We start from the raw sequence: 23,745 nt of genomic DNA, 5'->3' as shown, positions 1-23,745 counted from the left end.
CCTTCGCCAAGGCCCGCATCTCGGACGAGCTGAGCGTGCGCGTCGGCCGCGTCGGCCTGCCGGTGTTCATGATCTCCGACTACCGCAACGTCGGCTACGCCAACCACACCGTGCGTCCGTCGGCGGAGGTCTATTCGCAGGTGCCCTTCAACAGCATCGACGGCCTGGATGTCACCTGGCAGCATGGCTTCGGCGACACCAGCCTGACCACCCAGCTGGCCTACGGCAACGTGAAGTCGCCGCTGGCCGGCGGCATGCACGCCAAGGGGAAGCAGATTGCTGCCCTGAACATCAGCGCCGAACACGGCCCCTTCACCGTCCGCGCCGGCCACGCCACCGCCAAGGTCACGGTCGACGACTCGGCCTCGCTGAACACCCTGGTGGGCGGCCTGCGCGCTGCCGGCGCCGGCTACCGCTTCCCGCAACTGCTCACCCTCGCCGATGAGATCCAGGCCAACGAAAAGCGTGCGACCTTCAGCTCGCTGGGCCTGGCCATGGACTGGAACGACATCGTCGTCCAGACCGAGTATGCCAAGCGCAAGACAAAGGCCTACATCAACGACACCAGCGCCTGGTACGTGATGGGCGGCTACCGCATCGACAAGTTCATGCCTTACGTCAGCCACGCCGTGCTGAAGATCGACAGCGCCGTCGTCAACACCGTGCCGGCAGCCTGCCCGGCCGGCTACCCGGCCGCCTGCACCCCGACCATGCAGCAGCTCGGCGCCGGCGTGCGCCGCCTGCCGAACACCGGCGTCGGCCAGGGCGAGCAGTCGACCAGCAGCTTCGGTTTCCGCTGGGACTTCGCCAGCTCGGTCGCCTTGAAAGCGCAGATCGACCGCGTCAAGCCGAAGAACGGCAGCGGCCTGTTCGTGAACGCCCAGCCGAGCTTCAAGGGCGACGTCGTCGTCGGCGCCGTGGCCCTCGACTTCGTGTTCTGAGGAGCGGACCATGCACAAGATGATTGCAAAGCTGTTCGCTGCAGCCGCCCTCCTTGCAGCCGCTCCCGCCATGGCCGAGGTGGTCGTGGTGGTGAACCCGAAGGCCGCCGAAGCCTCAATGACCAGGGAGCAGGTGGCCCAGTTCTTCCTGGGTAAATCCAGCGCCATGACCCCGATCGACCAGGCCGATGCGAGTCCGGTGCGCGCCGAGTTCTACAAGAAGGTCGCGGACAAGGACGCCGCCCAGGCCAAGGCCCTGTGGTCGAAGCTGGTCTTCACCGGCAAGGCCACGATGCCGAAGGAAGTCGCCGACAACGCCGCCGTGAAGGCCGCCGTCGCCGCCAACCCGAAGGCCATCGGCTACATCGACAAGAGCGCCGTCGACGGCAGCGTCAAGGTCGTCTACTCGGCACAGTAACAAGCCTCACCTTATAGGTAGCACCCGCCGCCGGCCATGCGCCGCCGGCGGTTTCTGCATTCTGGAGACATCACCATGAGCATCAAGCGCAGGATCTGGGCACTGCCCGTCATTTCCGCCATTATTTTCGGCCTTGGCGCCGGCGCCAGCGCGATGATCGCGAACGGCGCGCTGACCTCGATCACCACGACCGCGAGCGTCGACTATCCGGTGCTCGATGCTTCCAAGGCACTCATTCTCGACGTCGCAGCCGTCACCGACGGCCTGCAGGACGCGGTCGCCGAAGGCGACAAGGACAAGATCGGCCAGGTCGGCGAGCAGGCCGACAAGCTGCGCGCCAGGCTGGACAAGTTCAAGCAGATCCCGGGGCAGCTGGAAACCGGCACGCGCCTGGGCAAGGAATTCGACGCCTATTACGCGCCGGCCCTGTCGGCCGCGCGCATCATGCTCGAAATGGAGCAAGGCGACCCGCAGGCGGTCGTCGGCAAGATGCAATCGGCCCTCGCCGTGCTGAACGGCGACCTGGCCAAGGTCAACGAAGCGGCCCAGCGCCAGTTTGCGGCCGGCATCGAAGCCAGCAAGAACAGCGTGAACGAGGTCGTGATCTCGATGATCGTGACCGCGCTGATCGTGATCGCCAGCCTGGCGGTGGTCTCGTGGTTCGTGGTGCGCACCATCTGGCAGCAACTGGGCGGCGAACCGGAATACGCCCGCGAGATCGCCCAGGCCGTGGCCAGCGGCGACCTGTCGACCGAGATCCGCCTGGAAGCCGGCGACAAGGGCAGCCTGCTGGTGGCGCTGAAGGAGATGCGTGGCCGCCTGGCGACCCTGGTCGCCGAGATCAAGCTGTCGGCCGACACCATCGCCCTGGCCAGCTCGGAAATCGCGAGCGGCAACGCCGACCTGGCGCGCCGCACCGAATCGCAGGCCGAGAGCCTGGACCGCACCACCCGCTCGATGGAAGAACTCACCGGCGCCGTGCGCGAGAACGCCAGCGCCGCCAGCCAGGCCAATGCCCTGGTCGAGAGCGCGACCAGCATCGCGACCCGCGGCGGCCAGGTGGTGGGCGGGGTGGTGAGCACCATGGGCGACATCAACAGCTCGGCGAACAAGATCGTGGAGATCATCTCGGTCATCGACGGCATCGCCTTCCAGACCAATATCCTGGCCCTGAATGCGGCCGTGGAAGCGGCGCGCGCCGGCGAACAGGGCCGCGGCTTCGCGGTGGTGGCGGGCGAGGTGCGCAACCTGGCGCAGCGTTCGGCGGCGGCGGCCAAGGAGATCAAGGAACTGATCGGCGACTCGGTGTCCAAAGTGAGCGCCGGCAGCGCGCTGGTGGACGAAGCCGGCGTGACCATGGGCCAGATCGTGGAGTCGGTGCGCAAGGTGCAGACCATCATGGCCGAGATCAGCGCCGCGGGCGCGCGCCAGAGCGCGGGCATCGACGACATCGGCCGCGCGATCGGCAGCATCGACGAGATGACCCAGCAGAACTCGGCGCTGGTGGAGGAAGCCTCGGCGGCGGCGGAGTCGCTGTCGGAGCAGACCACGCAGCTCACCAGCGCGCTGTCGGTGTTCAAGCTGGAGACGGCAACGCCGGGGCTCGGTTCGCCTGCCAGGCGGCTGGCGCTCAAGTAAGCCGTCGATCGTCGCGCTTGCGGGCCGGCATGGCGCCATCGGCGCCATGCCGGCTTTTTTGCGCCCGCGCGCGCCGCATCAAGGCATTCCATTGCCACCTCAACCATAATGCTTGTCGACCCAACCACAAGCGTTATCGGCTGCACCATATACGTGGCGCGTACGCATCTCCCGGGGCACGGTACGCTTTACAAATTTGATGCCCGTAGGCATCATCCAGAGAATCCATCCCGGGTAAAACTCCGTCCTTCCAGCCCTTCTCCTATGGCAGCAGTCCTCCCCAACACGATCACCGGTGCGCCCCTGTCGGGCCTGGCGCGGGCGCTCGTGCAGGCTGGCCGGCTGAGCCCGGGACAGGCGGATGGGCTGCACAAGAAAGCCGCCGCCGACAAGACCGCCTTCATCGACGCCCTGCTCGAGAGCGGCATCATCGAGCCGGCCGCCCTGGCCAGCTTCTGCGCCGAGACCTTCGGCTACCCCTTGCTCGACCTGTCCTGCTTCGCGCCCGAATCCCTCCCGGCGGCCGCCATCGACGCCAAGCTGATGCAGGCGCAGCGCGTCATCGCGCTGGCCAAGCGCGGCAATAAGATGTCGGTGGCGCTGTCCGACCCGACCAATATCCAGGCCCTGGACCAGATCAAGTTCCAGAGCGAGGCCTCGGTGGAGCCGGTGATCGTGGCCCACGATGTCCTGCTCAAGCTGCTGGACAAGCTGGCCAAGAGCACCGAAGCGAGCCTGAACGAGCTGGTCGGCGACGATGCCGAGATCGAATTCGCCGAGGAAGAAGCGCAGGCGGCGGCGCTGCCGGACCCGGCGAGCGATGTCGAGGATGCGCCGATCGTGCGCTTCCTGAACAAGATCCTGATGGACGCGCTCCAGCTGGGCGCCTCCGACATCCACTTCGAGCCCTACGAGAAGTACTACCGCATCCGCATGCGCGTCGACGGGGTGCTGCGCGACCATGCCAATCCGCCGCTGTCGATCCGCGAGAAGCTGGTCTCGCGCATCAAGGTGCTGGCCAAGCTCGACATCTCGGAAAAGCGCGTGCCGCAGGACGGCCGCATGCGCCTGATCGTTGGCCCGACCCGCAGCATCGACTTCCGTGTCAGCACCCTGCCCACGCTGTTCGGCGAAAAGACCGTCATGCGTATCCTCGACGCCACCCAGGCGCAGATGGGCATCGACGCGCTCGGCTACGATCCCGAACAGAAGGCGCTGCTGCTGGACGCGATCTCGCGTCCCTACGGCATGGTACTGGTCACCGGCCCGACCGGCTCCGGCAAGACGGTATCGCTGTACACCTGCCTGAATGTACTGAACAAGCCCGGCATCAACATCTCGACCGCCGAAGACCCGGCCGAGATCAACCTGCCCGGCGTGAACCAGGTGAACGTCAACGACAAGGCCGGCCTGACCTTCCCGGTGGCGCTGAAGTCTTTTCTCCGCCAGGATCCCGACATCATCATGGTCGGCGAGATCCGCGACCTGGAAACCGCCGACATCGCGATCAAGGCCGCCCAGACCGGCCACATGGTGTTCTCGACCCTGCACACCAACGACGCGCCCTCGACCCTGACCCGCCTGATGAACATGGGCGTGGCGCCTTTCAATATCGCCTCCTCGGTCATCCTGATCACGGCGCAGCGCCTGGCGCGCCGCCTGTGCAGCTGCAAGCAGCCGCTCGATACCTCGCGCGAGGTGCTGGTCGCGGCCGGCTACCGCGACAGCGACCTGGAAGGCGGCTGGAAGCCCTATGGCCCGGTGGGCTGCGACCGCTGCCTCGGCTCCGGCTACAAGGGCCGCGTCGGCATCTACCAGCTGATGCCGATCACCCCGGCCATCGAGGCCCTGATCCTCGCGCACGGCAATTCGATGCAGATCGCCGAGCAGGCCGAGAAGGAAGGCGTGAACTCGCTGCGCCGCTCCGGCCTGATGAAGGTAAAACAAGGACTCACCAGTCTCGAAGAAGTGCTCGGCTGCACCAACGAATAGACGACAAGAACATATGGCTACCTCCCTACAACCCCGGAGCCGCGCCGCAGCGCAGGTCAAGGAAGCGGTCTACGCCTGGGAAGGCAAGGACAAGACCGGCAAGACCGTGCGCGGCGAACTGCGCGCCGGCGGCGAGGCGATCGTCAACGTCACGCTGCGCCGCCAGGGCATCCTGGTCACCAAGGTCAAGAAGAAGGCCTACCGCAGCGGACGCAAGATCACCGACAAGGACCTGACCCTGTTCACGCGCCAGCTGGCCACCATGATGAAGGCCGGCGTGCCGCTGCTGCAGGCCTTCGACATCGTCGGCAAGGGCCATGCCAACCCGTCCATGTCCAAGCTGATCATGGACCTGCGCAACGACGTCGAGACCGGCACCAGCCTGAACAACGCCTTCCGCAAGTACCCGGTCTACTTCGACCCGCTGTTCTGCAACCTGGTGGGCGCCGGCGAACAGGCCGGCATCCTGGAAGACCTCCTGACCCGCCTGGCGATCTACAAGGAAAAGACGCTGGCGATCAAGGGCAAGATCAAGTCGGCCCTGATGTACCCGATCTCGATCATCGCGATCGCCTTCGTCGTCACCGCGATCATCATGATCTGGGTGGTCCCCGCCTTCAAGGAAGTGTTCAAGACCTTCGGCGCCGACCTGCCCGCCCCGACCCTGATCGTGATGGGCATCTCGGACTTCGTCGTGGAATGGTGGTGGCTGATCTTCGGCGGGCTGTTCGCCGGCCTGTACTTCTTCTTCCAGGCCTGGAAGCGCTCGCGCAAGATGCAGCAGGCGATGGACCGCCTGCTGCTGCGCCTGCCGATCTTCGGCGCCGTGATCCGCAAGGCCACCATCGCGCGCTGGACCCGCACCCTGTCGACCATGTTCGCCGCCGGCGTGCCGCTGGTCGAAGCGCTCGACTCGGTCGGCGGCGCCTCCGGCAACGACGTCTACCTGGAAGCGACCAAGAAGATCCAGACCGAAGTCAGCACCGGCACCAGCCTGACGATCTCGATGCAGAACGCGAACGTGTTCCCCAACATGGTCATCCAGATGGTGCAGATCGGAGAGGAATCCGGTTCGCTCGACGCCATGCTGGGCAAGGTGGCCGACTTCTTCGAAGAGGAAGTGGACGAGGCGGTGGCGGCGCTGTCGTCGCTGATGGAGCCGCTGATCATGGTGATCCTGGGCGTGCTGATTGGCGGCCTGGTGATTGCGATGTATATGCCGATCTTTAAGCTGGGGTCGGTGGTTTGATCGGCTGACCGATTCTCAAAACGGGCCTCGACATGTGTCGCGGCCTTTTTTTCGCCATGTTGATCAGTCCACCCAGCGCGGGGCCGGAATCGGGGTGCCCAGGTTGTGCATCACGATCGAGCTCACCCTGCCCGCATCGTCACGGATCACTTCCACGCTCACATCTTTCAAGTGTTCATAAAAGAACACGGAGTTTGATTGTGCCTTGAGTTGTTGCCATGGCCACCTGCCACTGCCGCCCGCCCATAATTTATTGCCTCTTACTTCGAGCGTGAATTTTTCCCCCATCAGGCGATACGTTCCTTCGTATTGTTTCAGGGTCGAGACGGCGACCGGGATTTCCTTCAGCTCGGAGTGCAGTACGACTGCGCCTCCTGCTGCCACCTTGGCCATCCGGTCCAGCATGAGCGGTATGTTGGCGCGCCCATCCAGGTTCCCAAGAATGATGACGTTGCCCCCGGACCCGGGGTAGTGCCCGACAAAGCTGCGAAACCCCTGGATATGGCCGTTGTGCGTGATCTCCTGTTCCCCTGCGCCCTTGATGACTTCGAGCCCGAACGCCTGATCATCCTTGTAGGGGGTCGTCATCCTTTTCAAGGATGGCGGCGAAAGAAGCTTGCCGCCATACAGGGCCCGCTGCCAACGCAGCAGGTCCTGTGTCGTCGAATACAATCCGCCGGCAGCATAGGGTAGGCTCATGTGGACGTATTCCGCTTTTTCGACGCCTGCTTTCGTCATCGTATAACCACTGGCCCGGCGCGACATGACCGTGGCATTCCTGTCGTATCCGGAATCTTTCATGCCCAGCGGCGTGAAGATCGCCTCCTGGAGGAAGCGATCGTAAGTTTGCCCGCTAATTTGCTCGATTAAATGGCCAAGCAAGATGTAGCCGAAGCTGCTGTAGCTGGCCCGCTCGCCCGGTGTGAATTCGAGCGGCTTGTCGCGGAAACTGGCGATACTCGTGGCAGCCGTGGTCGACACTGGCTGGATCTCACGGAAATTCGCGAAGCGGGTGAGATCGGGAATGCCCGACGAATGCGTCAACAAATGGAAAAACGTGATGTCCTTCCATGCAGGAGGCGCATCCCTAAGGTAGCTGGAAATTTTATCGTCGACCTTCAGTTTGCCGCGCTCGGCAAGGACGAGGATGGCTGCCGCTGTGAATTACTTGGTGATCGAGGCAATCCGAAACCTGGTATCCGGTCCGTTCGGAACACCCCACTCGCGATTCGCTTCGCCATACCCTTTATTCAACAGCGTTTGATCACCGCGCGCGACCAGCACGGAGCCGGTGAAATTCTTGTCATCGACATAGGATCGAACGATCTGATCAAGACGAGCGGACGTCTGCGCATTACTCCCATCAGAGGCTGCCTGTCCAAACGGGCTGACAGAGAGAGCAAGCAGAATTGGCACCGCGAGGAATTTTCTCATGCTTGCTCCTGGCAATTTATTTACCTCATGCTAGCAATGCCTGAATCAATACGCAATGCGGCCTGCATATAATGGGGTCCAGTTGACGGCGCAAGTACGAAGCGTACTTTGCTCAGCCGAACACCGCCCCCGACCCCTCCAGGATGCGCCGCACCGCCGGATGCCGTTCGCGCCGCTCCACCGACACCGCATAGAAGTGCTCGACGATACTGTCGATGACGCCCACCGGCACCATGCCGTTTTCAAGCTGCACGATCTCGGACAGCACCGTCGGCGCCACCATGAATCCGGTGCCGGCGCAGGCGAAGGATTTCAACAAGGCGCCGTCGTCGAATTCGCCCACCGTGATCGGACGCAGGTCGTGGCTCTCGAACCAGCTCTTGAGCTGGGTGTGGACGGCGGCGTCCTGCCCGGGCAGCAAGAAGGGCGCGTCGCGCAGGCGCTGCGGAAAGTCACCGGGCCACTCCTCGCACAATTCCGGATGGCCGAATACGGTCAGCGTGCTCGATCCCATCAGCTGGGTATAGCCGCGCACCGCGCCGCCGGTGGGCAGGCCCTGGTCGGCGATCACGAGATCGAGCTTGTGGGCGGCGAGATCGACGACCAGGTCGTCGAAACGCCCTTCGCGGCAGATCAGGCGCATCGCCATCCCGGCTTCGCGCGCCGGCTGGAGCAGGCGGAAGGCCATGGGCTTGGCGATCACGTCGCAGATGCCTACTCGTAGCGTTTCCTCGCCCGTGAAGGCGCCGCGCCGCACCGCATGTTCCAGCTCGTTGCCGAGGTCGAAGATCTGCTCGGCATAGCGCAGCACGGTCTTGCCGGCCTCGGTCAGTTCCAGCACCCGTCCCTTCTTCTTGAACAGTTCCTCGCCCAGCTGCTCTTCCAGCACCTGCAGCTGCATGCTGATCGCCTGCGCCGTCACGTGCAGCTGTTCGGCCGCGCGCGCCACGGTACCGTGGGTGGCGACCGCGTGGAAGTAGTGCAGATGCTTGTAATTGATCATAGCAGCAAAACCTCAATTAAACTTACGATTTATGAAAGATTAATCGATTTTACTTTAGTTTCGTGCGCTTCTATAGTGGGCCTCACTTAATCACAACAACGAGGTCACCATGCACACTTATCAACCCAATAGCCCGGAAGCCGTCAGCCGCATCCTGGCCCTGACCATGATCGTCGACGGCCACCTGAGCCCCGCCGAGGTGAGCGCCATGCACCGCTCCAAATACCTGGAACAGGTGCAGATCGACGACGACACCTTCGACCGCACCCTGCGCGAGCTGTGCGAAGACCTGCTCGATGCCGCGGCCAACCGCCGCGCCGGCATGGTCGAGATCGACCCGCGCCTGATGGACGCCCTGCTGCTCGACCTGCGCGATCCGCTGCTGCAGATCCGCGTGTGGAGGACCATGGTCGACATCATCCACGCCGACGGCCACCTCGACGGCCGCGAAGCGACGCTGGTACGACGCGCGGCGCGCGCCTGGTTCGGCCAGATCGATGCCGAGGATTCCTTCACCACCGCGGCCCTCGCCACCTGAGGCCGCCTTTTCTTAAGCGGAGAACATCATGGACTTCCTCACTGCACTCTGGCTCGGTACGCCGGCCTGGTCCTGGCTGGTGTTCCTCACCATCGTCGTGGTGCTGCTGGCCTTCGACCTTGGCGTGCTGAACAAAAAGGACCACGTCATCGGGGTCAAGGAAAGCCTGAAGCTGTCGGCGCTGTACATCGCCGCGGGCCTGCTGTTCGGCCTGTGGGTCTGGCATGAATTCGGCAGCGAAAAAGGCATGCACTTCTATACGGGCTTCCTGATCGAGAAGAGCCTGTCGCTGGATAACATCTTCGTGATCTCGCTGATCTTTGCCACCCTGGCGATCCCGCCGCTCTACCAGCACCGTGTGCTGTTCTGGGGCATCATGGGTGTGATCGTCACGCGCGGCATCATGATCGGCGCCGGCACCGCCCTGGTGGAAAGCTATTACTGGACCCTGTACATCTTCGGCGCCTTCCTGGTCTTCACCGGCATCAAGATGTTTTTCGTGGATACCGACAGCGACGACATCCGCGAGAGCAAGGTGCTGTCCTGGCTGAAGGGCCACATGCGCATCACGCCCGACCTGCACGGCAACCACTTCCTGGTGCGTCAGCCCGACCCGGCGCAACCCGGCAAGACCCTGCTTTGGGCGACGCCGCTGTTCCTGGCGCTGTGCATGGTGGAGATCACCGACGTGGTGTTCGCAGTCGACAGCGTGCCCGCGATCTTCGCGATCACCAGCGACCCGTTCGTCGTCTACACCTCGAACATCTTCGCGGTGCTGGGCCTGCGTGCGCTGTACTTCGCGCTGGCGGCGATGGTGGCGCGCTTCCACTACCTGAAGTACTCGCTGGCCGCGGTGCTGGTCTTCATCGGCTCGAAGATCTTCCTGGGCGACTTCGTCTTCGGCGGCAAGGTGCCGGCCGCGCTGTCCCTGGCGGTGACGGGACTGCTGCTCGCCTCGGGCATCCTGTACTCGCTGTGGAAGACCCGGAATGACCCGCCGGCGGTAGCGGGCTAAATAGCAGCAAACCCACACGGCGGCACCGGCAGGCGCGAAGCAAACAGCGCCGACCGTGCCGCCGGCTCTTTTCCAGCCTTCTCGGCAGTTGACTACGTACTAAGCCTCAGCCATACTCGGATAAATGCTAGCGCTATCATTTAGTGATATATAAATGGTAGCGACTGGTTCCGGCGCGTCAGACGCCTGACTTATAACGATATCCGAGACATCATGAGCATTCCAAAAGCGACCCCTGCACGGCTGGGAGTAGTCGAAAAGCTCGGCTACAGCCTGGGCGACCTTGCCGCCAACCTGATCTTCCAGACCCTCCTGACCTTCATCGCCTTCTTCTACACGGACGTGTACAAGCTGGCGCCGAGCGCGGCGGCCTCGGTCATCTTCATCGGCGGCATCGTCGGCGCCTGCTTCAACCCGATGATGGGCCTGCTGGCGGACCGCACCCGCACGCGCTGGGGCAAGTTCCGTCCCTGGATCCTGTGGACCTCGATTCCTTTCGGTCTCACCGCGCTGCTGGCCTTCAGCACGCCCGATCTCGGGGAGCAGGGCAAGATCGTCTATGCGCTGCTGACCTACATCCTCCTGATGCTGGTCTACTCCGCCAATAACCTGCCCTACTCGGCCCTGAGCGGCGTCCTGACCGGCAATATGGCCGAGCGCAACAGCCTGTCGGCCTACCGCTTCACCGCCGTCATGGTCGCCCAGTTCATCATCCAGGTCCTGTTGCTGCCGCTGGTGCTGATCGCGGGCGGCGGCGACAAGGCGCTCGGCTTCCAGAACGTGATGACCGTGTTCGCGATCGTCGGCACCGTCTTCTTCCTGATCACCTTCTTCACCACCCGCGAGCGGGTGGTGCCGGCACCGACGCAGCGTTCCAGCATCCGCCAGGACATCGTGGACCTGCTGGGCAACCGGCCCTGGGTCGTGATGCTGGTGCTGACCATCCTGGTGTTCATCACGCTGGCCCTGAAAGGCGGCACCTACGTCTACTACTTCAACTCCTACCTGAGCGAAACGCAGCTCGCCGCCTTCCTCGAGAACATCGGCTTCAACGGCTTCATCGCCGGGCTGAACGCGGTGCTCGCCAGCGTTGGCCTGACCGCCTTCCACTGGCCGAAAGATGCTGCCACCTCGGGCTTCAGCGTGTTCAATGCCGTCGGCATCATCATGATGATCATCGGGATCGGCTTTTCCAAGCCGCTGGCGGACCGCTTCGGCAAGCGCGACGTGTTCGGCGCCGCGCTGCTGGTCTCGACCGTCTTCATGATGGCCCTGTACTTCTTCCCGCCCGAGTCCATCGGCCCGGTCTTCCTGTGCCAGCTGCTGCACGGCTTCTTCTACGGCATCACGATCCCGCTGCTGTGGGCCATGATCGCCGACGTCGCCGACTACTCGGAATGGAAGAACAACCGGCGCGCCACCGCCCTGCTGTTCTCGGCGATGATCTTCGGCCTCAAGGCGGGCCTGAGCATCGGCGGCGCCCTGGTCGCGGCCCTGCTGTCCCACTATGGGTATGACGCGTCGTTGCCGGCCCAGGCGCCCGAGACGGCGAACGGCATCCTGCTGTCGGTCAGCGTGTGGGCCTCGATTCCCTTCCTGCTCGGCGTCGCCAGCCTGGCCCTGTACGACATCCGCAAGTCGGTCGAGCTGCAGATCGAGCGCGATCTCGGCGACCGCCGCGCCGCCGCCCAGCACTGATTTTTCTTTCAACGACAAACAGGTCCCAACCATATGTCCGAAGTCATCGACACCGAGCGCGTGCAGGAACTGAAGGCGCGCGCCATTTCCGCTCCGCTCGTCACCCACATCTATACCGCCGACCCTTCCGCCCACGTCTTCGAGGGCAGGATCTACATCTATCCTTCGCACGACATCGAGGCCGGCATTCCCTTCAACGACAACGGCGACCATTTCGCGATGGAGGACTACCACGTCCTCTCGCTCGACCGTCCGGACGCCGAAGCGGTCGACCACGGCGTCGCCCTCCACGTCAAGGATGTGCCCTGGGCCGAGCGCCAGATGTGGGCGCCGGATGCCGCCTGCAAGGACGGGAAGTACTACCTGTACTTCCCGGCCAAGCGCCCCGACGGCATCTTCCAGATCGGCGTCGCCGTCGGCGAGCACCCGGCCGGCCCGTTCGTGCCCGAGCCCAAGCCGATCGAAGGCAGCTACTCGATCGATCCGGCCGTATTCGAAGACGTCGACGGCGCCTTCTACATGTATTTCGGCGGAATCTGGGGCGGGCAACTGCAGAAGTACCGCGACAATGCCTATGACGCGGCGAATGAAGAGCCGGAACCGAGCCAGGAAGCGCTGGCCCCGCGCGTGGCGCGGCTCACGTCCGACATGACGCAGTTCGCGGAAAGCCCGCGCGCGGTCCTCATCCTCGACGAGAACGGCCAGCCCCTGCTCGCCGGCGACCACGAGCGCCGCTATTTCGAGGCGCCCTGGCTGCACCGGCACGACGGCAAGTACTACTTCTCCTACTCGACGGGCAATACCCACCTGCTCTGCTATGCGGTCGGCGACAGTCCCTACGGTCCTTTCACCTACCGTGGCCAGATCATGACGCCGGTGATCGGCTGGACCACCCACCATTCGATCTGCGAGTTCGAAGGCCGCAGCTACCTGTTCTACCACGACAGCAGCCTGTCGGAAGGCGTGACCCACCTGCGCAGCGTGAAGGTCACCGAGCTGCACTACGACGACGAAGGGAATATCCTCACGATCTCGCCCTACGGCGAGCGCTAGCATCCGCTGGCCAGCAAGGAAAAAGGGCGCCGATGGCGCCCTTTGTCGTTTCTTCCTTGCCTCGCCAGGTTGCGCGAGGCAAGATACATCAGAACTTCATGCGCATGCCGACCGAGATGGTGCGGCCCGGTTTGTAGCTGGTGAAGGTGGCGTTCGAGAACTGGAAGTAAGCGCGGCGCACGGTGTCGGTCGCGTTCACCACGTCGAAGGTCAGGGTCGGCAGGCCGTCGCGGTCGAGCAGCTTCTCCAGGTCGAACTGCGACGAGAAGTCGAGCTGCTTGAAGCCGTCGCTGAACAAGGCCGCGGCCGCGATGCCGTTCTGGTTCAGGCCCGAGATCTGGCTGCCCTGCGAATAGGTGTGCGACAGGCGCGCCATGAAGCCATGGTTCTCGTAGTAGAGCTGAAAGTTGTTACTCTTCTTCGGCACGCCCAGCGCCACGAAGCCCTGGGTGCCTTCGCCGGTCGCCTTCTGGTCGATCAGGGTCAGGGTTTCCGAGAAGCCAAAGCCGCGCCACGGCAGCAGCTTGTCGAGCGGCTGCACCCAGCCCAGCTCCAGGCCCTTGATCTTCAGTTCGCCGCCGGCGTTGCGCTGCGAAGTCATCACCACGCTGGCGTTGGCGGGACCGCCGCGGGCGTCGAGCGCCTGCTGCATGGTGGGGGTCACGCTCTCATAGGTGACGCCGTACTGGGCCAGCGCGCTGAAGGGCAAGGTATTGCTCTGGTTGACCGTGAAGCCGTTCAGCGTCTTCTGGAACACCGTGGCCGCGACATAGCCTTCGCGTCCGGTGTACCACTCGACGCCGAAGTCCAGGTTATCCGAGATATAGGGCGCCAGGTTCGGTGCGCCCAGGCTGCCGATGTCGGCCGACGGGTTCGAGAAGTTGATGCCCGGACGAAGGGCTTCCGGATTGGCGCGGGTCATCGAGCGCGAGGCCGAGGCGCGCAGCACCACGTTCTTCGCCAGGTCGAGGGCGGCGCTGGCCGAGGGCAGCGTATTGCTGTAGGTCTTGTCGACGTAGACCCACTGGTTCACGTTCGGAAAGGGCGTGGCCCCTGCCGGCAGGCTGGCGTTGCGCGGATCGGCCACCGAGTTGTAGGCGCCCACGCTCTGTTCGGTGCGCACGTAGCGCACGCCGGCGTTGTAGCGCAGCTGGTAGCCCACCAGCTGGGTGATGCCGTCGGCCTGCAGGAACACGCCCTTGGTCTTTTCCTGGATGAAGCCGGTGGCCGCGCCGGTATTGGACGCGCCGGTGATCGGCGCCTGGTCGAGCAGCTGCTGGTAATTGGTGTCGCCGGCGAAGCGCTGCCAGTCGACTTCGATCAGGCCGTTCGGGCCGCGGCGCAGGTACTCGCCGACGCGCGCGCCGATCGTGCCCGCGCCCTGGCAACCGGCGACGTTACCGCAGATCAGGTTCTGCCAGGCGGTCGTGTTGTCGCGCGCGGTGATGCGGCGCAGGATGTCGTCGTAGGCGAAGCCGCCCTTGATGCTGAAGTCGCTGTCGCCCCAGGTCAGGTCGGAGCGCAAGCCCTTGGTGCTGGTCTCGCGCAGCTCCTGCTGCAGGTTGACGCGCGCGCCGTTGGCGGTGTCGAACACGTAATTGGCCGGACTCGTGATGTCCATCGAGCTCACGATGCTCGGGATCGGGCCGTTGGTGAAGCTCACGGTATTGCCCGCGTTGACCGGCGTGACCGGCAGCACGGTCGGCGACTCGCGCGAGAACTCCGACTTCGTGTAGTTCAGTTGGGCGGTCAACTTGAGCTTCTCGCCGAGCTCCCATTCCATGCCCGGGTTGATGCCCTTCAGGCGCACCTTCTCCATGTAGGGGCGGTATTCGGCGAAGTACTGGGCGTTGGCGAGGGTAGCGCTTTCGACCACGCAGCCGTTGGCGCAGTCGCTGCGGTCGACTTTCATGTCCAGCGGGATGATGGCGCCGTTGCGGCCGATCAGCGCGGTGTCGAGGCGCTGCAGGTCGTTGTCCTTCTCGCTGTACATCGTGTCGACGTAGAAGTGCAGGCCGGCGCTCGGACGGAATTCGCCGGACAGGATCGCGGTGACCTTGTCCTTGTCGCCGTACTGCGCCATCTGGCGGCCTAGGCGCGGGATCAGGGAGTTGTCGATCTGCTGGATGGAGAGGCCCGGGTTACGGGCCAGCAGCAAGGCCTGGTCGATGGCGGCGCCCGGGCTCAAGCCGTTGCCGGCATTGCTCGGGACGGTGGCCGGGATGGTCCAGTTGCCGCCGCCGGTGTTGTTGCGGGTCGGGCTGCTGTTCTGGGCCGCGGTCAGGTTCGGGTTGGTCAGGCCGATGGTCTCGTAGCCGGTGGCCTGCACCTTGGACTTGTTCCAGGCGACGCCGCCCAGGATGCCCCAGGTGTTGTTGAAGGTCTTGCTGGCCAGGACCGAGCCGCGGTTGCCCCACTTGCCGGCAACCTGGTTGCGGGTGCCGCCCAGGTTGGCCGAGACGTAGCTGCCCTTGCGGTCGAAGGGACGCGCGCTGCGCATGTCGACCACGCCGGCGGCGCCGCCTTCGAGCAGCGACGCCGAGGGGCTCTTGCTGACGGTGAGCTTGGTGAACAGGTCGGTCGGCAGCAGGTCGAGGTCGACCTCGCGGTTGGTGTTCTGGCTGTCGGTGCTGCCGGTGGAGGCCACCGCGATCGGGGCGCCGTTCAGCAGGACCTTGGTGAAGCTGGTGCCCAGGCCGCGGATCTGGATGTTGACGCCCTCGCCCGTGATCTCGCGCGACACCTGCACGCCCGGGATGCGGTTGAGCGATTCGGCGATGTTCGTGTCGGGGAATTTGCCGAGGTCCTCGGCGAAGATCGAATCCTGGAAGCCGGTGGCTTCGCGCTTGTCGCGCGCCGAGGTTTCCAGGCTGCCGCGGTAGCCGGTCACCTGCACGGTCTGGATCGAGCCCAGGGCACTTGGCGCCGTCTCCTGCGCGTACGCTGCCGAGACCAGCCCGGCGAGGATCGTCAGTTGAAGAATGCGGCCGCCGGTATGACCGGGGCGCAGGAATCGCTGCTGGACCATGATTGTCTCCTGAGTATTTTTATGCAATATGTTGTCGGCGACGCGATCAACATTTTCAATAACATAAATGTTATCGCAATCATTTTTAGTCTAAACTTCAACTTTTATACTTGTCAACTAATATATTTGCTGCGAGGACGACCGCAGAAAAAGCGTGGCGCACACGCGAAATTAGTTACTGTTTGAAAAAGTTTGCGCTAACATCCGGATTCCAACATACGTCGGGCGCAGTTAGGCCGGACAACAAAACGACGGAGACTATCTTGCAGCGATCCCTCGCATCCGTGCTGGTTCGCGCCCTGGCAGCCTTGCTGCTGGGCGCCATGTTCGCAGCCGCCGCCCGCGCCGACGAAGACGGCTACCAACTCTGGCTACGCTATCGCCCCCTGCCTGCCGCCCAGGCAGCGGCAGTGCCGGCCAGCGCGATCGTCACGCTGGCGCCCGAGACCCCGACCGTGCTGGCCGCACGCACCGAACTGCAGCGCGCGCTGGGAGGCATGCTGGGCCGGGTGCCGCAGGTTGCCACCGCCATCCGCGCCGGCAGCGTGGTGCTGGCGCGCAGCGACGGCCTGCTCGCCGGGCTGCCTGCCGAGCTGCGCGGCTCCCTGGACCGCGTCGGCCCGGAGGGTCACCTGCTTGCCCGCACCCGGATGCAGGGCCAGGACGTCTTCCTGATCACTGCGAAGAGCGACATCGGCCTCTTGTACGGCAGCTTCGCCTGGCTGCGCGCCCTGCAGGACGGCAGCGCCGCCTCCCTGGTGCGCAGTCCGCTGGTCTCGAACCCCGCCCTGCCGCTGCGCGTGCTGAACCACTGGGACAACCTGGACCGCAGCGTCGAGCGCGGCTATGCCGGGCAATCGATCTGGAACTGGTGGGAACTGCCCGCCATCGTCGATCCGCGCTACCTGGACTATGCGCGCGCCAACGCTTCGCTCGGCATCAACGGCACGGTGCTGAACAACGTCAATGCCAAGGCCGAGGTACTGAGCCCGGCCTTCATCGCCAAGGCCGCCGCGGTCGCGACCGTCCTGCGCCCCTACGGCATCCGGGTGTTCCTCTCGGTGCGCTGGTCGACCCCGCTGGACCTGCGCGAGACCGCCACTGCCGATCCGCTCGACCCGGCGGTGGCCGCCTGGTGGCGCCGCAAGACCGAGGAGATCTACCGCAGCATCCCCGACTTCGGCGGCTTCCTGGTGAAAGCCAACTCAGAAGGCCAGCCCGGCCCGCAGGACTATGGCCGCAACCACGTCGACGGCGCCAACATGCTGGCGCGCGCGCTGGCGCCGCATGGCGGCACCGTGATGTGGCGTGCCTTCGTGTACGAGCCGCCCGAGGCGCGCAAGCGCAAGGGCCTGGGGGACGATCCGAAGCACGACCGCGCCGCCCACGCCTACGACCAGTTCAAGCCGCTGGACGGCAAGTTCGACGCCAACGTGCTGGTGCAGGTGAAGAACGGCGCGATCGACTTCCAGCCGCGCGAGCCCTTCCATCCGCTGTTCGGCGCCATGCCGGACACGCGCCTGATGATGGAATTCCAGATCACCAAGGAGTACCTCGGTTTCGCCACCCACCAGGCCTACCTCGGCCCGATGTTCCAGGAGACCCTGCGCGCCGACACCCGCGCCGGCGGTCAAGCGCTTACCGTGACCCAGGCATTGCAGGGCGCGCAGAAGGGTCGCGTCGGCGGCATCGCCGGCGTGGCGAATATCGGCAGCAGCCGTACCTGGTCCGGCTCGGTCTTCGACCAGGCCAACTGGTACGTGTTCGGACGCATGGCCTGGGATCCGATGCTGGACGCTGGCGCCGTGGCGCGCGAGTGGGCGGCGCAGACCTTCTCGCCGGACAGGCAGGTGCTCGACCCGGTGGTCGCGATGATGATGGCTTCGCGCGAGGCAGTGGTCGACTACATGACGCCGCTCGGCCTGCACCACCTGATGGACACCGGCCACCACCATGGCCCGGGGCCCTGGGTGGACAACCTGGAGCGTCCCGACTGGAACCCGGTGTACTACCACCGCGCCGGCCGCGACGGCATCGGCTTCGACCGCACGGCGCGCGGCAGCAATGCAGTCAGCCAGTACGCGCCCGAAGTCGCGCGCCGCTTCTCCAAGCCGGCCACCACGCCGCCCGAACTGCTGCTGTGGTTCCACCACCTGCCCTGGGACTACCGCATGCCTTCAAACCGCACGCTGTGGGAAGAGCTGGTGGCGCGCTACGACCGCGGTGTGCTCGAGGTCGGGCGCATGCAGGAACGCTGGAATGGGCTGCGTAGGGTGGTCGACGCCCAGCGCTGGAACGACACCGCCCAGCGCCTGGCCCAGCAGCGCGTGGAGGCGCAGTGGTGGCGCGATGCCTGCCTGGCGTATTTCATGCACGTGTCGGGACGAGCGCTGCCGGCCGGGGCGAAGGCGCCGGCGCAGCCGCTGGAGTACTACCGCGCGCAGCGTTTTCCGTACGCTCCCGGTAACGGTTGAATGAGTTCGTACGGTGGACGGCGGAGCCGTCCACCGTATCTCAACGGCGGCAGTCCTTCAGCAGCTCCAGCGGCACCGCCTCCGCCATCGCCTTGTACCCCGCCATGTTCGGATGCAGCCCATCGTTGTCATACGCCTTGAGCAGATGATCCGGCCGCGCCGGATCGCGCAGCGCCGCATCGAAGTCGATCACCCCGTCGAACACGTTCGAGCGGCGGATCCAGTCATTGTAGGCCAGGCGATCCTGTTCGTTGGGCGCCTTCGGATGGTAGTACTCGCTGCCGGCATAAGGGGTGATGGTGGCGCCGATCACGCACACGCCGCGCGCCTGGGCACGCGCGGCCGACTGGCGCAGCGCCTCTTTCATATCAAGCAGCAGCTGCGCGCGTGCGGCCGGGCTGTCGTGCCCGCCCCGGTGCAGGCCGCCGAAGTCGTTCACGCCGATCAGGACGATCGCATGGCGCACGCCCGGCCGCTCCAGGATGTCACGCTCGAAGCGCGAAACCAGGTTGGGGCCCAGGCCGTCGCGCAGCAGGCGGCCGCCGCCGATCCCCGCATTCACCACGCCGACTCCCGTCATGCCGGCCTGGCGCAGCCTGGTCGCCAGGCCGTCGGTCCAGCGCAGGTTGGTGTCCGGCGCGACCCCATAGCCGTCGGTGATCGAATCGCCGATCGCCACCACGGCATGCGCGCCGGGCCCGGCCTCGACCTCGATCCCGGCCAGCTGGTACCAGCGCGTGAAGCTGGACGCCTGCGCCAGCTCGGCAGCCGTGAGCTGCTGTCCCGGCGCGATGAAACTGGTGGCGCGGGCGCCCGGGTGGCTGGTCTGGCGGCTTGGGGCGGCCGGATAGTGGATCGACACCGCCAGGTCGCTTCCTGCGCTGTGAGGCAGGTCGACCGGATCGCTCAGGTACTCGGCCCCGGCCGGAATCGTGACCGAGGCGGCGCCGCCGAAGCGCAGGGGCCGGCTGCTGGCCGGGTCGATCGTGGAGCGGCCCGGCCCGCCCGACAGCGCGATGCTGGCGCCGCCAATCACCAGCGGCTCGGTGCCGAAGGCATTGCTGAACCTGACGCGCAGGCGCTCGCCGCCCAGCGACACCCGCAGCACCTGGCGCAGGGTGGCGTCGCGCCACTGGGCGGGCGCCAGTTCGTGCTCGGCGCCGGGCACCATCTGCGCCGTTCCCCAGGAGGCGACCCAATGGGAGGCGCCTGGCTGCCGTGGAGCGCTGGCACATCCGGCCAGCAGTACGGCAGCCAGCGCGGCTGCCAGAATCGATTGACGCGCCATCGCAATTCCTTCACACTGATTATGTTAGCGCAATCATTTTATTTGATACTAATGTTACGAGCAAGTTCCATCCTTGCTTGCAAGGAGACTCTTCGATGAATCCGATCCAGCGACACGCCAGCCCGACCGTCACCGAGATGCAGGTCATCCCGGTGGCCGGCATGGACAGCATGCTGCTCAACCTGTGCGGCGCCCATGCGCCCTACTTCACGCGCATCCTGGTGCTCCTGAAGGACAGCGCCGGCAACACCGGCATGGGTGAAGTGCCGGGGTCGAGCGGCATCCTGCGCGCGCTGGAGCGCCTCGTGCCGCTGGTTGCCGGCACCCCGATCGCCCGCTACCACCACACGCTGAACACGCTGCGCGGCGCCATCGCGGGGCCGAACCACCAGGTCACGTCAACAGCGGAAGCCGCCCTCCTGGCGCAGCCGCACGAGATCAACCTGCGCCTGGAGAACGTGATCACGGCGGTCGAAGCCGCCCTGCTCGACCTGCTCGGCCAGCACCTGGGCGTGCCGGTCTGCGAGCTGCTGGGCGGCGGCCAGCAGCGCAGCCACGTGCCGATGCTGGCCTACCTGTTCTACATCGGCGACCGAAAGCGCACCGACCTGCCCTATTCTCCCGGCAGCGGCGCGGATGACTGGTACGGCTTGCGCACCGAGGAAGCGCTCACGCCGGATAGAATCGCCGACCTGGCCGAGGCCAGCGTCGACAAGTATGGCTTCCGCGACTTCAAGCTCAAGGGCGGCGTGATGCGGCCGGAAGAGGAGATTGCGGCAGTGGCGGCCATCAAGCGCCGCTTCCCCGAGTCGCGCGCGACGCTCGACCCGAACGGCGCCTGGTCCTTGGCAGAGGCAGTCTCCGCCTGCCGCGGCCAGGGCCATGTCCTGGCCTATGCCGAAGACCCGTGCGGCCCCGAGCAGGGTTATTCCGGACGCGAGATCATGGCCGAATTCAGGCGTGCCACCGGCATCCCCACCGCAACCAACATGGTCGCCACCGACTGGCGCCAGATGGGCCATTCGCACCTGCTGGGCGCGGTCGACATTCCGCTGGCGGACCCGCATTTCTGGACCATGCAGGGATCGGTGCGCCTGGCCCAGCTGTGCCACGACTGGGGCCTGACCTGGGGCTCGCATTCGAACAACCACTTCGACGTGTCGCTGGCCATGTTCACCCACGTCGCCGCCGCGGCGCCCGGCACGATCACCGCCATCGACACCCACTGGATCTGGCAGGAGGGCCAAGAGCGCCTGACGCGCGAGCCGCTACAGATCGTTGGCGGACAGGTGGCGGTGCCGGAGCGCCCGGGCCTGGGCATCGAACCCGACATGGCGCGCATCGAGCAGGCGCACCTCCTGTACAAGAAGGTGGCGTCGGGCGCACGCGACGACGCGACGGCGATGCGCTACCTGTTCCCGGACTGGACCTACGACGCGAAGCGTCCCAGCTACGCGCGCTGAGCGCTCCACGCGGGCGCGCACGGCGCCCCGGGGCGGCGTTCAGCGCAGCGCCGCCTGCAACTGCCTTGCCATCCTTCCCATCAGCGCCCGCCACAGGTAGCCGCCCATCCTGAGCGGCCGGTGGCGGTCGGCCCCGCGCCGTCCCATGCGCTGCGGCAGGAAGAAGCGCCCGAATGTGGACAGCCCGCTGCGCCGCAGCGTCCAGAAGCAGCCGCCCGCATACACCGTGTCGAAGCCATCCTCGGAGCGCAGCAGCTGCAGTGCCGTTCCCGAAAACATCGCCACGTGGGCCGTCTGCTGTTCATCATCCATGCGCGGCTTCACGCGAAAACCGTGCCGGTAGGACAGCTCCACCGTCTGGCGCAGATCGGGCAGGTGCACGAGCAGGGGCCGCAGCGGCCCGGCCGTCTCGAGCAGGCGCGGCAGCACATGCATCGTGGTCGCGATGCGCTCGCGGTAGCGCGCGAAGGCCGCCTTCAGTTCCCCCAGCGAGGCCTGCGGCGGGCGCGGCAGCGGCGGCGGGCGCTTGCGCCAGCAGTCGGCCCAGTGCTCCAGCGCGCGCTCGTGCGCGGCCCCGAGCGTGCCGGGCGTGTCGCGCTGCAGGTCGATGCTGCTGCCCGGGGTGAGGAAGCGGATCACGCCGCGCAGGTTTTCCAGCCGCGACAGCTCGAGCAGCTCGGGCGGCGACAGCCGGCCGCCGTTGAGCCAGACGTTGTCGGACCGCGCGAAGCGGGCGAACGAGGCGATCGGCACCACCAGCCGGGGCCGGAAGTGCTCGACCTGCAGCGCCAGGCGCTCCACCGCCGCCTTGGCTGCCGCCTCGCGTACCGCGAACTGTTCCGGATTGCCGCACCAGCCCATGCTGCCGAAACCGGTGAGCAGCAGATCGATGCGCGAGGCCGCCCGCCCGATGCGCGGCGCCGCCGCATGACAGGCGGCCTCGGTGGCCAGCGCCCGGTCGCCGAGGTTGAGGATGCTGCGGCCGCCGCAACTGATCAGGCAGGCGGAGTCGCCGTCGCCGTTGGCCAGGGCCGTGAGGCGCAGGTCGCCGGCCAGCGCCACGGTGACGCCGTCCGGGCATTCGCCCACCGGCAGGCGCTGGCGCCGCAGTTCCTCGCCGATGCGCATGTCGCGCCCGGGACGGTAGAGGAAGGTGGCGATGCCGCGGAATTCGCTCCGGAAGCGCCGCAGGAAGGGCAGCGAGAAATGGTCGGGCTGGGCACGCGAGCACCATATATAGACGGGCACGCCGGCCGCATTGAGGATGTCGAGCAGGGCCGCATGGCTGGTAGCGCCGTCGACCAGGCTCCAGGCCTCGCCCAGCACCGCGCCTTCCAGCCATGGGTCGGACACCAGGAGGGCACCGTCGGTGCGGACCATGAAACAGGCATGGTTCAGGAAAGTAAATGTTGCGCGTGGCATCGCAGGCACCCGGGAGTAGCTCTATCAAGGCCCAGCGTAGCCGCGCGCCACGGAGCGGGCATGATCCCTCACAATCGTGCGCCGGGACGGCATACCACACCACCACTCCCGGCGAGGTGCAGATGCTTCGCCAAATCACGGGAAACCTCTACAATAGGTTGATGTAAAGAATCTTTTCCTGCCATCTGCCCCTGCTTTCTGATTGGACCCTGCCGCCATGCCCATGGAATCCCTGCTGTTTGCCCCGCCGGCCACACTCAGCGCCACCCTGGTGGCCGCCCTGTTCGGGCTGCTCGTCGGCAGTTTCCTGAACGTGGTGATCCACCGGATTCCGAAGATGATGCAGCGCGAATCCGACAACTACGTGGCGCAGGAGAGCGGCAAGGAGCCGCCGCATACCGACCGCTACAACCTGATGGTGCCGAGGTCAAGCTGCCCGCACTGCGGCCACCAGATTACGGCGCTGGAAAACATCCCGGTCGTCAGCTGGCTGGCCCTGCGCGGCAAGTGCCGCAAGTGCAAGGCGCCGATCTCGGCGCGCTACCCGGCGGTCGAGCTGCTCACCGGCATCCTGGCGGGCGTGCTGGTGTGGACCTTCGGCAGCGGCCTGGCCGGCCTGGCAACCCTGCTGTTCCTGTTCCTCTTGGTGGCGATGACCTTCATCGACATCGACACCCAGCTGCTGCCGGACGACCTGACCTATCCCCTGCTGTGGGCCGGCCTGCTGGTGAACCTGCACGGCACTTTCGTGCCCCTGCAGGACGCCGTGGTCGGCGCCGCCGCCGGCTACCTGGTGCTGTGGTCGGTGTACTGGCTGTTCAAGCTCGTTACCGGCAAGGAAGGCATGGGCTACGGCGACTTCAAGCTGCTGGCGGCGCTCGGCGCCTGGCTCGGCTGGCAGATGCTGCCGACCATCATCCTGCTGTCCTCGGTGGTCGGCGCGATCGTCGGCATCAGCCTGATCGTGTTCGCCAAGCGCGGCCGCGACAAGCCGATTCCCTTCGGCCCCTACCTGGCGGCGGCCGGCCTGATCGCCCTGCTCTACGGCAGCGCCATCAGCGCCCAGTTGCAGGCCGTCGTGACCGGCTGAG

Annotated in this window: 16 protein-coding genes and 1 pseudogene; 12 read left to right on the top strand and 5 right to left on the bottom strand. The window is 65.6% G+C overall.

Going from position 1 to position 23,745, the window contains the following annotated elements:
• Positions 1-35: 35 nt before the first annotated feature.
• From FG94_RS10885 to FG94_RS10865, 5 genes are all read left to right on the top strand, one after another.
• Positions 36-941: a hypothetical protein gene (locus FG94_RS10885; RefSeq protein ID WP_229445911.1), complete on the top strand. Its 906-nt coding sequence runs from the start codon at positions 36-38 to the stop codon at positions 939-941.
• Between the two features lie 10 nt (positions 942-951).
• Positions 952-1,359, top strand: a complete 408-nt coding sequence (locus tag FG94_RS10880) for a hypothetical protein (RefSeq protein WP_036210945.1) — start codon at positions 952-954, stop codon at positions 1,357-1,359.
• A 75-nt stretch (positions 1,360-1,434) separates the two neighbouring features.
• The gene (locus FG94_RS10875) at positions 1,435-2,997 is read left to right on the top strand and encodes a methyl-accepting chemotaxis protein (RefSeq protein WP_036210938.1); all 1,563 of its coding nucleotides are present in this window, start codon (positions 1,435-1,437) and stop codon (positions 2,995-2,997) included.
• Positions 2,998-3,261: 264 nt separating this feature from the next.
• Complete coding sequence (pilB, locus tag FG94_RS10870; protein WP_036210935.1) at positions 3,262-4,989, top strand: type IV-A pilus assembly ATPase PilB; 1,728 nt, start codon at positions 3,262-3,264, stop codon at positions 4,987-4,989.
• Positions 4,990-5,002: 13 nt separating this feature from the next.
• Positions 5,003-6,238: a type II secretion system F family protein gene (locus FG94_RS10865; RefSeq protein ID WP_036210932.1), complete on the top strand. Its 1,236-nt coding sequence runs from the start codon at positions 5,003-5,005 to the stop codon at positions 6,236-6,238.
• Positions 6,239-6,301: 63 nt separating this feature from the next.
• Here the strand turns inward: FG94_RS10865 and FG94_RS10860 are convergent.
• Positions 6,302-7,672 (bottom strand): annotated as a pseudogene (locus tag FG94_RS10860) (serine hydrolase domain-containing protein).
• Positions 7,673-7,784: 112 nt separating this feature from the next.
• A complete protein-coding gene (locus FG94_RS10855; protein WP_036210929.1) occupies positions 7,785-8,675 on the bottom strand; it encodes a LysR family transcriptional regulator in 891 nt (296 codons plus the stop codon).
• A gap of 109 nt (positions 8,676-8,784) precedes the next feature.
• Between FG94_RS10855 and FG94_RS10850 the strand changes: the two genes are divergently transcribed.
• From FG94_RS10850 to FG94_RS10835, 4 genes are all read left to right on the top strand, one after another.
• A complete protein-coding gene (locus tag FG94_RS10850) occupies positions 8,785-9,213 on the top strand; it encodes a TerB family tellurite resistance protein (protein ID WP_036210925.1) in 429 nt (142 codons plus the stop codon).
• A gap of 28 nt (positions 9,214-9,241) precedes the next feature.
• Positions 9,242-10,228 carry a TerC family protein gene (locus tag FG94_RS10845; RefSeq protein ID WP_036210923.1) on the top strand — a complete coding sequence of 329 codons (987 nt, stop codon included), beginning with the start codon at positions 9,242-9,244 and terminating at the stop codon, positions 10,226-10,228.
• Between the two features lie 213 nt (positions 10,229-10,441).
• Positions 10,442-11,926 carry an MFS transporter gene (locus FG94_RS10840; protein ID WP_036210920.1) on the top strand — a complete coding sequence of 495 codons (1,485 nt, stop codon included), beginning with the start codon at positions 10,442-10,444 and terminating at the stop codon, positions 11,924-11,926.
• Between the two features lie 33 nt (positions 11,927-11,959).
• Entirely contained in the window at positions 11,960-12,979 is a 1,020-nt protein-coding gene (locus FG94_RS10835; RefSeq protein WP_036210917.1) for a glycoside hydrolase family 43 protein, read from the top strand.
• An 88-nt stretch (positions 12,980-13,067) separates the two neighbouring features.
• Here FG94_RS10835 and FG94_RS10830 read toward each other — a convergent pair whose 3' ends face one another.
• The gene (locus FG94_RS10830; RefSeq protein WP_051996445.1) at positions 13,068-16,007 is read right to left on the bottom strand and encodes a TonB-dependent receptor; all 2,940 of its coding nucleotides are present in this window, start codon (positions 16,005-16,007) and stop codon (positions 13,068-13,070) included.
• Positions 16,008-16,270: 263 nt separating this feature from the next.
• On the opposite strand from FG94_RS10830, the gene FG94_RS10825 reads away from it, so the two are divergent.
• Entirely contained in the window at positions 16,271-18,481 is a 2,211-nt protein-coding gene (locus FG94_RS10825; RefSeq protein WP_229445910.1) for an alpha-glucuronidase family glycosyl hydrolase, read from the top strand.
• Between the two features lie 40 nt (positions 18,482-18,521).
• On the opposite strand, the gene FG94_RS10820 is transcribed toward FG94_RS10825, so the two are convergent.
• Complete coding sequence (locus FG94_RS10820; protein ID WP_036210912.1) at positions 18,522-19,769, bottom strand: SGNH/GDSL hydrolase family protein; 1,248 nt, start codon at positions 19,767-19,769, stop codon at positions 18,522-18,524.
• 95 nt (positions 19,770-19,864) lie between these two features.
• On the opposite strand from FG94_RS10820, the gene FG94_RS10815 reads away from it, so the two are divergent.
• Positions 19,865-21,232, top strand: coding sequence for an enolase C-terminal domain-like protein (locus FG94_RS10815; protein ID WP_036210909.1), 1,368 nt, complete (start codon positions 19,865-19,867; stop codon positions 21,230-21,232).
• A 39-nt stretch (positions 21,233-21,271) separates the two neighbouring features.
• Here the strand turns inward: FG94_RS10815 and FG94_RS10810 are convergent, their stop codons facing one another.
• Positions 21,272-22,612, bottom strand: a complete 1,341-nt coding sequence (locus FG94_RS10810; RefSeq protein WP_229445909.1) for a hypothetical protein — start codon at positions 22,610-22,612, stop codon at positions 21,272-21,274.
• 259 nt (positions 22,613-22,871) lie between these two features.
• On the opposite strand from FG94_RS10810, the gene FG94_RS10805 reads away from it, so the two are divergent.
• On the top strand, positions 22,872-23,744 hold the full coding sequence (locus FG94_RS10805) for an A24 family peptidase (RefSeq protein ID WP_036210903.1): 873 nt from the start codon (positions 22,872-22,874) through the stop codon (positions 23,742-23,744).
• Position 23,745 lies beyond the last annotated feature (1 nt).

Source organism: Massilia sp. LC238, assembly GCF_000735635.1.
In the GTDB taxonomy this organism is placed as follows: domain Bacteria; phylum Pseudomonadota; class Gammaproteobacteria; order Burkholderiales; family Burkholderiaceae_D; genus Telluria; species Telluria varians.
This window is presented reverse-complemented; position numbering and strand designations above follow the sequence as displayed.

Bases quoted from the DNA above. Each gene is read 5' to 3' on its own strand.
- FG94_RS10845 (WP_036210923.1), top strand. From the start codon at position 9,242: ATGGACTTCCTCACTGCACTCTGGCTCGGTACGCCGGCCTGGTCCTGG.
- FG94_RS10865 (WP_036210932.1), top strand. From the start codon at position 5,003: ATGGCTACCTCCCTACAACCCCGGAGCCGCGCCGCAGCGCAGGTCAAG.
- FG94_RS10815 (WP_036210909.1), top strand. From the start codon at position 19,865: ATGAATCCGATCCAGCGACACGCCAGCCCGACCGTCACCGAGATGCAG.
- FG94_RS10805 (WP_036210903.1), top strand. From the start codon at position 22,872: ATGCCCATGGAATCCCTGCTGTTTGCCCCGCCGGCCACACTCAGCGCC.
- FG94_RS10880 (WP_036210945.1), top strand. From the start codon at position 952: ATGCACAAGATGATTGCAAAGCTGTTCGCTGCAGCCGCCCTCCTTGCA.
- FG94_RS10840 (WP_036210920.1), top strand. From the start codon at position 10,442: ATGAGCATTCCAAAAGCGACCCCTGCACGGCTGGGAGTAGTCGAAAAG.
- FG94_RS10830 (WP_051996445.1), bottom strand. From the start codon at position 16,007: ATGGTCCAGCAGCGATTCCTGCGCCCCGGTCATACCGGCGGCCGCATT.
- pilB (WP_036210935.1), top strand. From the start codon at position 3,262: ATGGCAGCAGTCCTCCCCAACACGATCACCGGTGCGCCCCTGTCGGGC.
- FG94_RS10875 (WP_036210938.1), top strand. From the start codon at position 1,435: ATGAGCATCAAGCGCAGGATCTGGGCACTGCCCGTCATTTCCGCCATT.
- FG94_RS10850 (WP_036210925.1), top strand. From the start codon at position 8,785: ATGCACACTTATCAACCCAATAGCCCGGAAGCCGTCAGCCGCATCCTG.
- FG94_RS10835 (WP_036210917.1), top strand. From the start codon at position 11,960: ATGTCCGAAGTCATCGACACCGAGCGCGTGCAGGAACTGAAGGCGCGC.
- FG94_RS10810 (WP_229445909.1), bottom strand. From the start codon at position 22,612: ATGGTCCGCACCGACGGTGCCCTCCTGGTGTCCGACCCATGGCTGGAA.
- FG94_RS10820 (WP_036210912.1), bottom strand. From the start codon at position 19,769: ATGGCGCGTCAATCGATTCTGGCAGCCGCGCTGGCTGCCGTACTGCTG.
- FG94_RS10855 (WP_036210929.1), bottom strand. From the start codon at position 8,675: ATGATCAATTACAAGCATCTGCACTACTTCCACGCGGTCGCCACCCAC.